At 64.9% G+C, this 15226-nt stretch carries 16 protein-coding genes; 11 read left to right on the top strand and 5 right to left on the bottom strand.

Annotated elements, in window-relative coordinates; all coding sequences use genetic code 11:
* The first annotated feature begins 313 nt into the window (after positions 1–313).
* Positions 314–2356 carry a ParB/RepB/Spo0J family partition protein gene (locus DI624_RS00610; protein ID WP_291535398.1) on the top strand — a complete coding sequence of 681 codons (2043 nt, stop codon included), beginning with the start codon at positions 314–316 and terminating at the stop codon, positions 2354–2356.
* A 247-nt stretch (positions 2357–2603) separates the two neighbouring features.
* Positions 2604–3536: a hypothetical protein gene (locus tag DI624_RS00605; protein WP_291535397.1), complete on the top strand. Its 933-nt coding sequence runs from the start codon at positions 2604–2606 to the stop codon at positions 3534–3536.
* On the opposite strand, the gene DI624_RS00600 is transcribed toward DI624_RS00605, so the two are convergent.
* Together DI624_RS00600 and DI624_RS00595 are read right to left on the bottom strand one after the other, a co-directional pair.
* Complete coding sequence (locus DI624_RS00600) at positions 3520–4158, bottom strand: hypothetical protein (RefSeq protein ID WP_291535396.1); 639 nt, start codon at positions 4156–4158, stop codon at positions 3520–3522. The two genes, DI624_RS00605 and DI624_RS00600, sit on opposite strands and share 17 nt — an antisense overlap.
* 66 nt (positions 4159–4224) lie before the next feature.
* Positions 4225–4551, bottom strand: coding sequence for a hypothetical protein (locus tag DI624_RS00595; RefSeq protein ID WP_291535395.1), 327 nt, complete (start codon positions 4549–4551; stop codon positions 4225–4227).
* Between the two features lie 106 nt (positions 4552–4657).
* Between DI624_RS00595 and DI624_RS00590 the strand changes: the two genes are divergently transcribed.
* From DI624_RS00590 to DI624_RS00565, 6 genes are read left to right on the top strand one after another with little or no spacing between them, the layout of a single operon-like run.
* On the top strand, positions 4658–4846 hold the full coding sequence (locus DI624_RS00590; RefSeq protein WP_291535394.1) for a hypothetical protein: 189 nt from the start codon (positions 4658–4660) through the stop codon (positions 4844–4846).
* On the top strand, positions 4843–5727 hold the full coding sequence (locus DI624_RS00585; RefSeq protein ID WP_291535393.1) for a hypothetical protein: 885 nt from the start codon (positions 4843–4845) through the stop codon (positions 5725–5727). Before DI624_RS00590 ends, DI624_RS00585 begins: the two co-directional genes overlap by 4 nt.
* Entirely contained in the window at positions 5693–6265 is a 573-nt protein-coding gene (locus DI624_RS00580) for a thermonuclease family protein (RefSeq protein ID WP_291535391.1), read from the top strand. The genes DI624_RS00585 and DI624_RS00580 overlap by 35 nt, the downstream gene beginning before the upstream one ends.
* Positions 6243–7616: a hypothetical protein gene (locus tag DI624_RS00575; protein WP_291535390.1), complete on the top strand. Its 1374-nt coding sequence runs from the start codon at positions 6243–6245 to the stop codon at positions 7614–7616. Before DI624_RS00580 ends, DI624_RS00575 begins: the two co-directional genes overlap by 23 nt.
* A 58-nt stretch (positions 7617–7674) precedes the next feature.
* Positions 7675–8589 carry a HEPN domain-containing protein gene (locus DI624_RS00570; RefSeq protein WP_291535388.1) on the top strand — a complete coding sequence of 305 codons (915 nt, stop codon included), beginning with the start codon at positions 7675–7677 and terminating at the stop codon, positions 8587–8589.
* On the top strand, positions 8576–9940 hold the full coding sequence (locus DI624_RS00565; RefSeq protein WP_291535387.1) for a hypothetical protein: 1365 nt from the start codon (positions 8576–8578) through the stop codon (positions 9938–9940). The genes DI624_RS00570 and DI624_RS00565 overlap by 14 nt, the downstream gene beginning before the upstream one ends.
* A gap of 251 nt (positions 9941–10191) precedes the next feature.
* Here the strand turns inward: DI624_RS00565 and DI624_RS16055 are convergent, their stop codons facing one another.
* The 3 genes from DI624_RS16055 to DI624_RS00550 are packed head-to-tail and all read right to left on the bottom strand — an operon-like array spanning position 10192 to position 12939.
* Positions 10192–10749: a PHP domain-containing protein gene (locus DI624_RS16055; protein WP_367142064.1), complete on the bottom strand. Its 558-nt coding sequence runs from the start codon at positions 10747–10749 to the stop codon at positions 10192–10194.
* Positions 10746–12266, bottom strand: a complete 1521-nt coding sequence (locus tag DI624_RS00555; RefSeq protein ID WP_291535385.1) for a DNA polymerase Y family protein — start codon at positions 12264–12266, stop codon at positions 10746–10748. The genes DI624_RS16055 and DI624_RS00555 overlap by 4 nt, the downstream gene beginning before the upstream one ends.
* Positions 12181–12939 carry a damage-inducible protein gene (locus tag DI624_RS00550; protein ID WP_291535384.1) on the bottom strand — a complete coding sequence of 253 codons (759 nt, stop codon included), beginning with the start codon at positions 12937–12939 and terminating at the stop codon, positions 12181–12183. Before DI624_RS00550 ends, DI624_RS00555 begins: the two co-directional genes overlap by 86 nt.
* A gap of 120 nt (positions 12940–13059) precedes the next feature.
* On the opposite strand from DI624_RS00550, the gene DI624_RS00545 reads away from it, so the two are divergent.
* From DI624_RS00545 to DI624_RS00535, 3 genes are all read left to right on the top strand, one after another.
* Entirely contained in the window at positions 13060–13638 is a 579-nt protein-coding gene (locus DI624_RS00545; protein WP_291535383.1) for an SOS response-associated peptidase, read from the top strand.
* Positions 13639–13969: 331 nt separating this feature from the next.
* Complete coding sequence (locus tag DI624_RS00540) at positions 13970–14266, top strand: DUF736 domain-containing protein (RefSeq protein ID WP_291535382.1); 297 nt, start codon at positions 13970–13972, stop codon at positions 14264–14266.
* A gap of 70 nt (positions 14267–14336) precedes the next feature.
* A complete protein-coding gene (locus DI624_RS00535) occupies positions 14337–15221 on the top strand; it encodes a zincin-like metallopeptidase domain-containing protein (RefSeq protein ID WP_291535381.1) in 885 nt (294 codons plus the stop codon).
* The last annotated feature ends 5 nt before the right edge of the window (positions 15222–15226 follow it).

Here is a 15226-nt window from a genome sequence, read left to right as displayed (position 1 = left end):
AACCTCTCATCCTGCTCATCTCCGCGCCTGCGGCGCGGAAGGGTTTTGCACGTCCAGACACTTGAAAAAGGACATGGAAGGGCTCCGCCCTCGCGCGGGTCAGGGTACGCGGCTTCGCCGCCGGACCGACCGGTCTCCCCAACCTTCCGCGCCAACAGGGTCTCCACGACAGCAACGGCCGCCAGGCTTGTGCAGGTCGGGCGATCCCCCTCCGGTCGGTCCGCCCTGGCCCTTGCTACCCCGGTCTCGCCGACGGGCAGGGTTTCAGGCGCGCAGTTCGCGTGCCTGCAACCCTTGCCCAAAGGAGGCAGACATGACCGCCCAACCTATCGAAACCACCGCCATCGAAGCGAGCGCGCCGCAGCATGGCGCGGAGGTTTTCGTGCCCCTCAATCAACTCAAGGCCTCGCCGAGAAACGCGAGGAAGACCCCGCATTCGGCGGCGGCCATCGAGGCGCTGGCCGCCTCGATCAAGGCCAAGGGGGTGTTGCAGCCGCCGGTGGTGGAGGTCGAGACGAACGAAGAAGGCGCGCCGACCGGAAACTATCTTGTGACCATCGGGGAGGGGCGGCGGCTGGCGTTGCGGCTTCTGTCCAAGCGCAAGGCGATCAAGCGGACCCATCCGGTCAAGGTGATCGTGGACGCCGACAACGACGCCCACGAAATCAGCCTCGACGAGAACATCACCCGCGAGGCCATGCACCCCGCCGACCAGTTCGAGGCCTTCCGGCGGCTGTCCGAAGAGAAGGGCTACGGCGCCGAGGAAATCGGCGCCCGGTTCGGGGTGTCGGCCCATGTGGTGCGCCAACGCCTTCGGCTCGCGGCGGCGGCGCCGGAGCTGATGACGGCCTATCGGGAGGAACGTCTGGCTCTGGACCAACTGACCGCCTTCTGTATCAGCGAGGATCAGGAGCGGCAGCGTCAGGTGCTGGACCAGATCGGTCCCCACACTCCGGCCTACGCCATCCGGCGCGCCATGACCGAGTCCAAGGTCCGCGCAGATGACCGGCGCGCGGCCTTCGTCGGCAACGAGGCCTATCAGGCGGCGGGCGGCGCCATCCTGCGCGACCTCTTCACCGAGGATGACGGAGGATGGTTCGAGGACGTGGGACTTCTGGACCGGCTGGTGTCCGAAAAGCTGGCCGGTTTGGCGCTCGAGGCGCGCGAACGGGAGGGCTGGAAATGGGCCGAGGCCGCTGGGGAGTATGCCGAGGTCTCCGCGCTCGGGCGGGTCTATCCCGTCGCGGTCGAACGTTCGGAAGTGGACGCCGCCGCCATCACAGCCCTGTCGGAAGAGTATGACCGGCTGGTTTCGGAGACGGACAGCGCCGAGACCCTGCCGCCCGAGGTGGACGCGCGGCTGGAGGAGATCGACAAGGCGTTGCAGGCCTTTGGTCCGGACTATGACTATCCGGTCGAGGTCAAGGCGCGGGCCGGGGTCATGGTCCTTCTGGGCCACGACGGTCTCGCTCGGTTCGAGCGCGGTTTGGTCCGGCGCGAGGATGTCGTCTCGGATCGGGCGCCCGATCCGGACGCGCCTGAGGTCGAGAGCGAGGAGGAGGGGGCTGGGGTCCGGCCCGGCGACGAAGACGACCGGCGTCGTGACGGCGAGCCCGACGAAGGGCCGGGCCTTTCGGATCGTCTTCTGATCGACCTGACCGCTCACAAAACCATGGGCCTCCGCGATGCAGTCCAGGCCGACCCCGCCGCCGCTCTCGCCACGGTGGTTCACGCCCTGGCATTGCAGGTCTTCTATCCCGGCTACGGCGTGTGGACGCCCCTGCAGCTTCGGCTGACCGTCAACGGTCTGGATAGGCTGGCGCCGGGGGTGGAGGACGGCCCGGCAGGGCGCCGGGTCCGCGACCGGTGTGAAGCGTGGGGCGCGCGTCTCCCCGAGCGGGTGGATGCCCTTTGGGAGGTTCTGGCGCCGATGCGCCGGGCCGACCTTCTGGACCTGATGGCCTGCTGCGTTGGGGTCGGCCTCTACGCCGTGCGCGATCCGCATGACCGCAGGCCGGGCGCCTTGGCGCAGGCCGAGCGGCTGGCGACCGAGGTCGGTCTCGACATGGCCGGGACGTGGAGCGCCACCGCGTCCAGCTATTTTTGCCGGGTCGCCAAGGCGCGGGTGCTGGAGGACGTGATCGAAGCGACCAGCGCCGAGGAGGCCGGTCGGATCGCCGGGTTCAAGAAGGGCGATATGGCCGAGGCCGCCGAGCGTCTGGTCGAGGGCAAGGGCTGGTTGCCCGCTGTCCTGCGAACCGAACCGGCGGCGCAGGAAGTGGAAGGAGAGGCTGCGCCCGCCACAAGCGAGGGGGAGGGGACGGACCCCGACGCCTATCCGTTCGCCGCTGAATAGGGTTCGGCTCTAAACCTGAAAACTTGCCGCGCGCCCTTTGGGGGCGCGCGGCATTTTTTTTGCGTTGCACCGTAACAACACGGGGGCGATCAGGTTGTGCGAACCCATAGCGGGATGGCAAAGGGCGTCCTCGCTGACGGCGCTTCGTGCCTGAAAAATCGGCTCAGCCTCCAGCGGGAGGCGCGCGGTCAGACCGCAGGAGGCTCATCGTGGGTCTGATACAAACGTCTTGACGGGCACGATGGGCATGTTCGAAGCGATCAGTGAAAAGTCCGGGCCGCTGCGAGTCGTCATCGACACCAATGCCTTGGCCAGTGATGAGCTGCGCGCATTCCTCTCCGCGTCGAGCGAGAACCGCGCCATCCTTCCCGACTATGTTGCCATGGAGCGGTTCAAGCCGGACAACCTTCGGGCCCTCCGCGACGGCTTCTCTGTGATCAGGCCGTTTGCCGATCAGGTCGTGATCCTGAAAGGCACCGGAGAAATCTCACGCCTGAATCCCGACGCTGAACCTCTTCCTCAGGCCATGGTCGATGCCGATCAGACCGAGGCTTTCGGCGAATTCTGCGAGCTTCTTGATCGCGCCCTCGAAGGTGAGGCGAGTCTCCTGCGCCAGCTTCGGGAACGCGCCGAATGGGCGCAAACGCAGATGTCGGTCGTGCTCAAGGGCGCTTCCGACTTTCCCGCTGACCTGGCCGAGTTCGAGGCCTTCTTCACGGCGTCGGACGTCGCCCATATGCGTCGTGGTGGTACGCTGACCCCCGAAATGCACGACAAGTTCGACACCGCCGTCGGCGCAGTCGCTCATTCAATATTCCGGAGTGCGCCGAGCCCGCTGACCTACCCCAGCCCCAAAAATTGGCCCAACCACTTCATCCTGCGAAACGCCTTCTGCAACGGCGTCTATATGCTGTCCTTTATCCAACGCGGGATCGGCGCTCGAAAACCCGAGAAGGCTCGCAACGACGTCGTGGACGTCCTGCTCGCAACCTACGGCACGTATTTCAACGGCGTGATGTCCAACGACGATCTCACGAATCACGTCCATCACATCAGTCGCTTCCTGCTCGAAGCCGACGGTGTCCGACTGGCGCCGGACTATCTCCAGCTTCTGGCTGAGGCGGCCGGGCACGAGCCCCCGACGCCAGACGAGGCCACTAGGTCTATCGAAGGCGCTTGAACGCCCAGAGGTGGCCGTAGAGCTCGGCCAGTTCGACGGACCGGGCCGTGGAGAAACCCCGCGCGCCCAGCAGGGCCCGAAGCTCGGCTTCGGGAATCTCCTGGCGGCTTTCACGGACCAGTTCGTAGAACCGTTTCCAATCGAGCGGGTGCAGCGAGGACGTGTTGGCGAGCAGGGCGAACCGGTCCACTAGGACCTTGTTGCGCGGGGAGAGTTTGAACCGGTCCGAAGCAGATCGCTCGATCCGAAGTCGATATCGCGTGGAGTGACTTCGGTTCAACATCGTCAGCAATGGCGACACCAGATGGCGGGCCGCGTCGCAGTAGACCGCGTTTGTCGGAGGATCCGGCGTCCACCGCTGCGCGCGCACCTCGACGGCGACCCGGTCTGGAGTGTCCGGTCGTGTCAGCAGTTGAAAGCCCAACTCCCGATGCGGACTGGCCTCCAGATCCCTGAAGTTCACGACGTCGAAGCCGGCCGTACCGGCGGCGTCGCGATGATGTTCGATATCGAAGCGGCCGGACGCCCGGCCGAGATCAGCCATCCGGCTCAGAAAGGCGCCTCGATCATCGCCGACGGCGATGTCGATGTCGGGAAGCCAGTGCGACAGTTCAGCACCCATCCTCAAGCCTCGGGAACTCAGCGACCCAGACCGGTTTCAAGGCCGCCCCCAACTCCGCCCGCCGTGTCAGGAGAGGCGGGTGATATTGGCGACATAGCCGCGCAAGAACGTGGGCATCGTCACCTTCCCCCAGAAGCGGCCGGTGGCGGTGGACATCTTGCGGATGACCACGGTGTCGAGATCGGCATCAAGGCCGGCCACGACGGCTCTGCCGACCGCATCGATATCGTCCTCGGCGTCGAAGAGGATGAACGAGGTCGTTTCCTCCCAATAGCCAGGATCAAAGGTGGTGACGGCGTCGTAGATGGATTGGCGACGGACCCCATCGACGCCTTTCGAGGGAGACCGATCCGTCGAGACCTTGAAGCTCAGCCAGTAAATCACGGTCGCCATTTTCCGTTTCCCCAACGAACGCCGAGACAGGGCCGACGCACCACCTGTATGGATATGGCGAAGCTCCCTCGCAACCATAAGTCATTCTAATCAGGTCCTGATATTCATGCGTGAAGTCATCTACGAGAACCGCGACGCGACGGTCTGGCGCGTGACCGGCGAGGACGGCGCCCAGCACTGGGAGACCAAGGTCGGCATTCAGCGCGTGCTCCCGTTCGAGACGGAAGAGAAGGCAATGGCGCACGTGAGTCTGTGGGAGGGCGAAGCACGTCATGATCGGCTGCACCGGCCATGACCAAGGCTCCGGGTAAGGCGCGGAAGTCTGAGGCGAGCGCGTCCCAGAATGTGGCCTACGAAGACTGCATCGTCAGCTTCACCGATGTCCTCGGATTTCGCCACCTCCTCAAAAATCGCGAGGCGGCTGACGTCATGGACGTGCTGAACCAGATGCAGCTGTTCAGGCAGTCGGTGGACGATGGCAAGCCTGTGAAGGTCAAGGAGGCGCGCCTCACGAGCCGACCATTCGCGTTCGCAATGTCCGACGCCATCGTACGGGTTCGCCCCTATGATACCCAGCATCGCGATGGGGCCTTGGTCTGGGAGCTTATCGATCTTGTGCACGCCCAGATCGAACTGGTGAACCGGGGTGTGCTCGTGAGAGGGGGCATGACCGTCGGCAAGGCCTATATCGGCCTGAAGGGGCAGGGGCCGGTCTTCGGTCCAGCGTTGGCCCGAGCCTATGAGATTGAAACCGACGAGGCCGTCTATCCGCGCATCGTCGTCGATGACGCCTTGCTCGAGGCGCATCGCACCGACAAACGGCTCTGGATGTCGGGTAACAGCTACGCTGACGAAGAGCGCGCGATTGATGGCCTGTTGGCGACCGGCGACGACGGTATCCGCTACATCGACTATCTGGCGCAGTTGGGCGAGTTCGACAGCCCGGCGCACTACTTGTTGTTTCTGGAACGCCACGCGGCGCTGATCCGCAGGGGTCGTGAAGAGACGAAAGCGGACCGGCGGACGGCGCGGAAGTTCGAATGGTTGGCGCGCTATCACAACGCCCAGGTCTTTCTTCAGAAAGAGACGGTCCTGGGCTCTACGGATCGCCGCCAGTCCTTTCTCGAGGAGTTCGACGTCGATGCGGAGGATTTCTACGGCGCGGTGGAGGTCTGATTTGGGCGTGTCTGATCGCTGGCCAGCTAAGGGTTTCAGGCTTTGGACCAAGGGTGCGATCGTCGCGGCGCTGTGTCTTGCGGGCTGCGGCGCCGCCTTACCTCCGACGATAGAGGGCCGGGCCTCGGTGATCGATGGGGACACGCTGGAGGTTCACGGTCAGCGCGTCCGGCTCTGGGGCGTTGACGCCCCCGAGAGTCGTCAGTCGTGTCGGCTCGGGGGTCGCGACGTCGCCTGCGGACGCATTGCCGCAAACCGGCTCGATCAGTTTCTGGACGGGCGGCCCGTAGCCTGTTTCGAGCAGGATACAGACCGATACGGCCGCATGGTCGCGCGTTGCGAGGTCGCAGGCGATGACCTCGGCGCCTGGCTAGTCGGTCAAGGTCTGGCGGTTCGTTATGCGCGATACGCCGGTCTGGCGTATCGGACTGAAGAGGCGAAGGCCCGCCGGGCAGCCAGAGGCGTATGGGCCGGCGAGTTTCAACTCCCCGAAGACTGGCGAAAGGAGCAACGCCGTGGCCGCGCGAGCGCTGAGTGAAATCCGGTTCAACGCCCTGGCGGGCTATACCCGTGATCCCCGTCTGGTCAGAGTGGCGCAGGAGTTCGAGTGGCTGGCGACCGACGATGAACGCGTCATTGGCGTTTTGGTCTGGGACCGCCACGATCACGACTTCGGCTGGATCGCGCTGGGCCGGGACGAACGGGAGCAGTTCCGCGCGGTGGAGGTCAACAGCACCCTCGCCACCGCCGATGAGGCGCGCGCGCAACTCGTCGCGGCGATGGATCGGCTGCAGGCGGGCCCCCCGGAAGACCTTCTTCAGGGTGAAGATGGCCCCCCTCCGATGGACTTCTTCGAGCCGATCACTCCAGAGGCGGATCAGCACCCTGCGTTTCGCAAATTGATCTCCGACCCGCGATACTCACCTGCGCGCGAGCTTATCGCCGCGATGATGCGCTATCATCAGGACGTCGACGGCAATTTTGTCCAGCAGTTCCAGACCGTCGGGTTCGATGCGCGCCTATGGGAGCTTTACCTCTTCGCGGCTTTTACCGAGCGCGGCTTCGCCCGTCAGGGCGACGCGGTCGCACCGGATTTTCAGTTCTCGGGCCTGAACGGCAGCCTCGGTGTGGAGGCGACCACCGCCAACGCGCCGCAGGGTGAAGCTGAGGCGCCGCCGCTCACTCGGGAGACATTCGACGACTATCTGACCAACTTCATCCCTATCAAGCTGGTGCGGCCCCTTCGTCGCAAGCTTCGCAAACAGCCGCCCTACTGGGCGGCTGAAGGCATGGCTGACCGGCCGTTCGTTCTGGCGCTCCAGGATTTCCACGCGCAGGGCTCCATGCGGTTCATCGCGCCGGCTGCGAACGAGCTGCTGTTCGGTGTTCGTCACTCGATGCGGGAGGGGAAGATTCACGTCGAGCGCATCGAGCGCCACATCTACGGCGCCGCTAACGAGCCGAGCGGCTTCTTCGCCTATGAGCGGGCTGAAAACGTCAGCGCCGTTCTAATCAATCCGCAAGGAACGCTGCTGAAGTTCAATCGCATGGGCTTCCTCGCCGGCTTCGGTGACCCTCGCGTTCGGATGCTGCGTGAGGGTTACAGGCGCCACGAAGGCGATCCGGACGATCCAGCGCCGCGTCCCTTCCGGGATCTGGTGCACGCGCCCGGCTATGCCGAGACATGGGTCGAGGGGATGGTCGTCATTCACAATCCGAACGCCCTCATCCCGCTCGACCCGGCGCTCATTCGCGGCGCCACGCATGAGTTCGTTCGGCCCGACGGGCGGATCATGTCCTTGATGCCGGATACGCCCCCGCCTTACTTCTCTTCGACTGCCGTCGTCATCGAAGGCGAGGAGCCGCAGCCCGCTTCGACCGGCGAATGATAAGGGGTGCGCTCAACTTTGCCTTGCGGCGCGCGAGCCGTTCGGGGAGAATCTGCCCGTGAAAAAGTCTCTTGATCATCTGCCGCTGCCCAAGCAGTCCGAGCTCCGCTACGTCGTCGATGTGATCCGTACTTCGTTCGACGAAGCGATCTCGACGCGTCGCGCCGAGCGGCTGAAGAACGGCAAGATCCTCAAGATCGTCCTTTACGGATCATACGCGCGAGGGGACTGGGTCCACGATCCGGTCGGACGCTACTTTTCGGACTTCGATCTCCTGGTCATCGTCGATCATGAGGATCTGACGGACGGCGAGTTCTGGTTCGACGCCAATAACCGGACCATGCCCGGCGAAGGCGAAATCCGCACGCCCGTCAGCATCATTGTTCACACGCTCGATGACGTGAACGAACAGCTGGATAGAGGCCGCTACTTCTTTGCCGACATCCTGCGCGATGGTGTCGTCCTGTACGACACACCTGGAGCCAAACTGCACAAGCCGGCGACGATCAAAGCCAAGGCTGCGCTGGCCGAAGCTGAGGGCTTCTTCTCGAAGTGGATGCACAGCTCAAAGGAGTTCCAAGCGGGAGCTGTCTTCTACGCGCAGCGCGATAACAACAGCCTAGCGGCATTCAGTCTCCACCAGGCGTCAGAGCATCTCTACCACTGCATCCTGCTCGTGGTGACGCTCTACAGCGGCAAGGCCCACAATCTGGCTTTTCTCCGCAAGAAGGCCGAGGCGATCAACGCCCGGCTCGCGGAGGCTTGGCCGCGCGAGACCAAGTTCGAGCGCCGGTGCTTCGAGCTGTTGCGCGAGGCCTACGTGAAGGCGCGCTACTCCGAGCACTATCGGATCACCGACGAGGAGCTCGTGTGGCTGACAGAACGGGTCGAAGTGCTGCGCAGCCTCGCGATCACGGTGTGCGAAGAGCGGCTCCGCGAACTTCGCGAAGAGGCGGGACGTGACTCCGACTGACACCCTCGGACCTGATGCGCTTCGGCTTCTCGTCGACGATCCGAACGAGACGCTCAGTGCCGAGTACAAGGCACAGGTCGATCTCGAGACGCCCTTGGGCCGCGCGAAACTCGCCAGGCATATCGCCGCTCTCGCTAACCACGGCGGCGGGCACATCGTCATCGGCTTTGACGACAATCTGGAGCCTGCATCTCCACGGCCACAACTGCCGAGCCGAGACACGATCGCACGCGTCGTCAAAGACTATCTCATCCCGGTCTTCCAGTGCGACGTGCGGCTGCTGGATGACCCGCAAGGCCGAACCTACGCCGTAGTCATTGTGCCAACCCACGGGCCGACCCCGGTCTGCTGTCGCGCGGATGGCCCTCAGAATCCAAGCGGCAAGGTCCAAGGCATCAACCGCGGCGCCTACTACATTCGAAAGGTCGGGCCCGAGAGCGCTCCGATCCTGACCCCGGAAGAATGGACACCGCTCATCCGAAGGTGCGCCATGGCGGAGCGGTCGAGCATCCTCGGCGCCATCGAGCTTGCCCTACGCGGCGGCGCCACAGGGCCTGATGCCGTATCGGCGATGGAGCGCCTGGAAAACTGGGATGCTGCGATGGCCGCCGCCTTTCTCAAGGGCGTCGCCGAGAACGGCCGGCCTGAGATCATCGCGAAGTCAAACTACCGGTTCTCCTATCTGATCGAGACCTCCGGCGAACTTCCGAGCCCGAACGAGCTGTCGGACATGCTTCGCCGTGTCGCCAATGAGCTCGATCCTGAGATCCACACGGGCTGGGGCGCCTTCCATGTCTTTGATGGGCCATTGACCCCTCGCTCGAAAACAGATCAGCAGCTTGATGGCGGGGAGCTGGAGTTCCTCGAGATGAACCTGCTCGAGGCCGATAGCGGCGTCGGTTTAATGGATGTGTGGCGTGTGTCAGCGACCGGCCTCGCCAGCATCGAGCGCGGCTATATCGAAGATACCAGCTGGTGGAAGGGCACCTCGCCGGGCGCTGCCTTTAGTCCCAACCAGATGGCGATGGGGATCGCCGAGGTCGTTCGCCACGCGACGCTGATGGCGCGTGAGTTTGGTTTCGCCACCCAAGTCCACTTCCGTTGCGAGTGGCGCGGGCTGAAGGGCCGTACCCTTCATGACTTTCACCACCGATGGATGTTCCAAGGGCATGAGGCGACGGACGATGTCCGAAAGTCCCGGGCGACCGCGACCATCGGAGCCTTGGAGGCGAACTGGACAGAGGTAGCGGCTCTGCTGGCGGGGCCAGTCATGCGGGCATTCGGAGTCGGCCATGTCGTCACGCCAGCTTGGTTTTCCACCCAGAGCACGGAATGGAGACGTAACCGCTAGCCCGAGATGACTAGGAAGCCCCTGTTCTGGTCGCTTTGCTGGAAGGTGAGTACTTACACCCGCAGTATCGCGGCTATGAGAGTGACCACTGCTGCGGTCAGGCGGATCAGGTCGGCGATGAAAGCCAGTGACGGCATGGGGCGAGGTTTCATGGGATGAGCTCCAGTTTCGAGCATCATCCGAGGCGGCCAAGGTCGTGGGAGAGGGGAGTAGCATCGCTAACCCCCTCAAGTTTTCCGGACCTAACGTCGCTAACCCCCCCTTTTCGCAGCCCGAGCTTTGGCGACAGCCGTTGCTGTCGGTCTAAATCGGCCGTTCGGTAGCTTCTCGAAATATTCCGAGATCCGCTGCTCGATCGAGCGAATGTCCGTCAACTCTCGGATTTCCGCCACCCGCTCGGCGCACCGGCGCTTTGAAATGGTTTCGTTCTGGGCAATCACGCTCATCGCGGCCTCTCGTGTTTCTTCTCCACGCCGTCGCGGCTTCCGAGCGTTTCTCCGATTGTTGGCTGTTTGGTCCGCATGGCGAGCCGCAAGCGGTAGAAGCCGTTCGTTCGCTTCGGCGCGTCCCATCAGGTAGACCAGCACCTCCGAGCCGTCCGTCAGGACCAGTCGACAACCCACGATCAGGCGAACCCCCGTGACCTTGGCGGCGACGTGGGCGCGGACGATGCCGGCCAGGCTGTTTCGGTCCGTGATCGCCAGAGCGTCCAGACCGCAGACGGCTGCTTGGCTGAAAAGCTCCTCGCAGGAGCTCGCTCCGCGAAGGAATGAGAAATGGGAGGCGCACTGAAGTTCGGCGTAGTTCATCCGAACTTCCCGTGAATGAACCAGGCCTGTGAGCCTGTCCGCGCGTCCTCCCCGTCACCGGCGCGAAACAGCCAGAACCTCTCGCCCGCGTCGTCCTCGACCTGGAAATAATCACGAACGGCCCAAAGCTCAGCATCTCGACGCGCCCATTCGCCGTAGATCCGTTCAGGGCCGTCGGCCCTTCGGATGCGTCGGCGGACCCCGCGCCAGGTGAAGTGCGTCGGCGGGTTGTCGGGGAGAAGCGCCATGGTCTCGACAGGTTCGGGGGGCTGGAAAAGCCGGACGGGCCGGGGCCAGTCCTGCGTCCAGCCTGTCGCGGCGACTGTCTCGAGCGGAGCCGCCCTGCGGACGGCACGCTCGGGGACATCGCTCTCCACCGCCGTCAAACGGTAGAGGCGTCCTGGGCCGATGCGGTTCGACAGCACATCGACGAGGTTGGAGATATCGGGGACATCCGCTTCTCCAAACCGCGTGTCGGCTGGCCGCCAATCCAGGGGCTGAACGATCGATGCGACCAGCGTCATGCGCTCGATGCCGAAACCGGGGGCGATGGCTTCGATCCGATCGTGAAGCAGTCGCGTTATCCGTTTGCGATCCCGGATCGCCCGCGCCGTGGCCACCCGGACGGCCTCGATACGGTTGTCGACCCGGTGACAGAGGAGATCGAGGCCGCGAGCGCCGAGGCCGTCGCGCTCGAGTGTCGCCGTGAGCACCTCGACCAACTGGTCGATGTAGCGCGCGATGGTCTCGGGCGCCCCGATCGGTTCGGCGAAGACCCGCTCCGCTCGGGGTTGAGTCTCGTCCACAACGGGAACGATCGGTTCTGATGTTCGGCCGAAGGTTTGATCAAGGCGTCTCCCGAGCTCCGGGCCGAAACGCAGCGTCAGCGGAGCCCGGGGTTGGCGCTCCACATCCAGAATGGTCTCGAACCCCAAGCGGCCGAGGCTGTCTCGCAGGTCTTCGGAAAGCCGGAGCGCGGCCAAAGGGAGCGCGCCCAGACGACGGCCTATCTCGCCTTCGGCGACGATGGCCGGCCCGCGGGTGAATCGGGCAACCGCATGCGCCGCGCCATAGGTCGGCGCGATGGCTGCTCGAGCGTGAACACCGGCGCTCGTGAGCCGGTTTTCCAGGTCAGCCAGAAATGCCGCCTCGCCGCCCCGGAGGTGCGTCGCGCCCGTCGCGTCAATGGCGACGCCGTCCGACGGATCGGCGGCGCAGACCGGCGCATAGCGTTGATGCGCCCATAGGGCGAGCCGCTCGAGACCAACGGCGTCGCCTTCGGGATCGGCGTCGAATGGAAGGAGGCCCGGCGCGAGCGCGTGGGCTTGGGCGGCGGCGAGACCGGGGCGAAGACCCAGAAGTCGAGCGGAAGGATTGCAGGCGGTGATGATGCGGCGACGGCGGTCCCGGCCGACAAGGACTGTCGGGGCGTCAGGCGGCGGCGCGGCGGCGCCCAGTCGCCGGCGCAGCCGATCGATGGGCCAGTTCGGCAGGTACAGCGAGACGACCCTTCTCATCACAGGCTTCCAGAGTGAATTCGGCGCATCCGCCAGCGCGGCAGCGCAAGAGTTCGATGAACCAGCGTGGACGTCCCACACCTGGCGCGGGCAGCGGGGATGAGGGCTGGGGCGTGACCCGCCATCGGGTCGCGGCCGCCGTTGGCTGGCCGAAATCGGCAGCCTCGGTGGCGCGTCGCCATCGCCTGACGGCCAGGGCGGTCACTCCCGAGCTTTCGGCCGCCAACTGCAGACGGCGCGAGGCCGTCATCGAGAGGCGGGAGATCTCGGCCACGACCGCGCCGAGGGCGCGGTGACGTAGCCCTTCTTCGAAGCACGCCAACAGGGTCGTCTCGTCGCCAGCCTCGACGTAGAGGACCCGATCGGGATCGAGACCTGACTGCCGCAACGCGGGTGCAAACAGGTCCGGACGTGTCACGCACCACAACACCTGCCCCGGCAGACGGGCGGCAATTCCTGCTGCGAACAGGGCGGCGACGGCGCCATCTACGGCGCCGTCGCCGCCGCCTGCGACTTCGTGCAGCGCGCCCGTCGCAAGCCCTCCCTGCGGAAGCGCGGCGTCCAGACCGGGCACGCCGAACGGAAGCATCCCCGCGCGGGTGCGACCCGGATTCTCCAAACGCTGAATCTGTTCGCGTAGCGCCGACAGCTCGGCGGCAGGCCGAAACGCCATAGCGGCCTCCTTTCCAAGGTCATAAATGTTCCTGAAATGTTCTGGTTCTCATTTTGGTCTGGAGTCAACCAGGATGGTCCGCCTGCGTTGGGGACAGGTTGGACGCCGGAGGACCGAAACTTGTGCAATGAGTACCAACTGATCCTGCCCTTCGATGACGTGATCGAGGCCTTCAACCGCACCGGCAGCCGGGTGGTTTTCCCCGGCGGCATGCCGAATTTCGGGCCGATGTCGTCCATCCGGATCGGCGATCGCGCACCCATCATCGTTCAGGGAGCCGCCGGGCCGGAGATGGTCACCCTGCCGTGGGCGTGGAAGGGGCCGACCGGCGCTCCGGTCTTCAACTTCCGTTCCGACGGCCGGACATTTGGCGGAAGCACCCGATGTCTGGCGCCGGCGGACGGGTTCTTCGAGTTTACGCCGTCCGAGGCGGGCCAGAAGCGAAAGACCAAATGGCGCTTCACTCTCGCCGAAGAACCGATCTTCTGGATCGCTGGGATCATAAAGAATGACGCCTTCGCTCTCCTGACGACGGAGCCGGGCCCGGACATCGCTCCCTATCACGACCGACAGATTGTACTGCTGCGTCCCGAGGAGGGCGCGGCCTGGCTGGGGCTGGAGCGGCCGGAGACGGAGTTGTTGCGACCGCTGCCGCCTGGGTCCCTGTCGGTCGAGAAGGTGTTCCCGCTGGCGGCATGAGGTTGAGGGCGGGAGCAGGTCAAGCCTGTAGACGTGGTCGATCTGTTGTGGCGGCGAGTGCGACCGTGATCTCTCCTGAAGGTCGGTCCAGCCGGCGCGGCCTCTCAATGGCCTGATCTGACCGAGGTCCGGTCGGCTTGCGCAACCGCTCGCGCGACTTTCTTCCCCGGCCTGCGGCCTTCCTCGCGAAACAAGAAACTCGCTCTTCCCGGTCCTCCGCTTTGCTGCGGGGGCTCTCTCCGCTCGCCCTGCGCGCCGCCCGGCCCCCGGTCCGTCGATCGCCATCGAGGCCGCGGCAGGCGTGGCCCGAAATCAGCAAGGAGAGACTTCAATGGCCACCATCGGAACCTTCACCCAGCAATCGGACGGCAACTACAGCGGCTCGATCAAGACCCTCAGCCTGAACGTCAAGTCGGCCCAGCTTCGGGCCAACGACAAGACCGATGAGAAGGCGCCGGACTTCCGCATCTTCTCCGGCTCCACCGAGTTCGGCGCCGCCTGGAAGCGCACCTCGCGGGAAGATCGGGAGTACCTTTCGGTCAAGCTCGATGACCCCAGCTTCCCGGCCCCGATCTACGCCTCCCTGGTGGAGATCGACGGCGGTCACAGCCTGATCTGGTCTCGCTGACCCAAGTCGCGGCGGCGCTGGCGAAAGCGCCGCCGCCCCTTCCTTCAAACCCCTTATCGAGGAGGCCGCCATGTCGCGCCCCGCCGATCCCGCTCGCCCCGATCTCTACACTCGCATCACCGACAGCATCATCGCTCAGCTTGAGGTCGGCGTTCGGCCCTGGACACAGCCTTGGGCCTCGCAGACCAATGTGGCCCGGCCGCTGCGCCACAACGGTGAAGCCTACAGCGGCATTAACGTTCTGCTGCTCTGGTCCGAGGCGGCCAGCCGGGGCTTCCAGTCCGACACCTGGATGACCTTCCGTCAGGCGCTCGCCCTCGGCGCCCGCGTCCGCAAGGGCGAGAAGGGCGCAACGGTCGTCTATGCCGGCGCGCTTCAGCGCGACCCGTCTCCCCAAGGCGGAGACGAGGAGCCCTCGCGCGTGCCTTTTCTGAAGGCCTACACCGTCTTCAACGTCGATCAGATCGACGGTCTGGGCGACAGGTACGCGCCGGTCGCGGCGCCCGCGATAAATCCCGGCGAACGGGTCGCCGACGCGGAAGCGTTCTTCGCCGCCGTTGGAGCCGATGTCCGCCATGGGGGCGGGAGCGCCTATTACGTTCTCGAACCCGACTATGTGCAGATGCCGCCGTTCGAGAGCTTCTTGGATCCCCAGGCCTACTACGCCACCTTCGGCCACGAGCTGACGCATTGGACGCGCCACCCCGCTCGGCTCGACCGGGACTTCGGCCGACGTCGCCATGGCGATGAAGGGTATGCGCGCGAAGAGCTGGTGGCCGAACTCGGTGCGGCCTTCCTCTGCGCCGACCTGGGTCTGGCGCTCGAACCCCGCGAGGATCACGCGGCCTACATCGGCTCATGGCTGCAGGTCCTGCGCGGCGACAAGCGGTTCATCATCTCGGCCGCGTCTCACGCTCAGAAGGCCGTCGATCATCTCAGAAGCTACCAGACCTGAGCAGG

The sequence above is a fragment of the Brevundimonas sp. genome (assembly GCF_003248455.1).
In the GTDB taxonomy this organism is placed as follows: Bacteria; Pseudomonadota; Alphaproteobacteria; order Caulobacterales; family Caulobacteraceae; genus Brevundimonas.
Note: the sequence above shows the minus strand (reverse complement) of the source record. Positions and strands in the feature narration are given on the sequence as shown.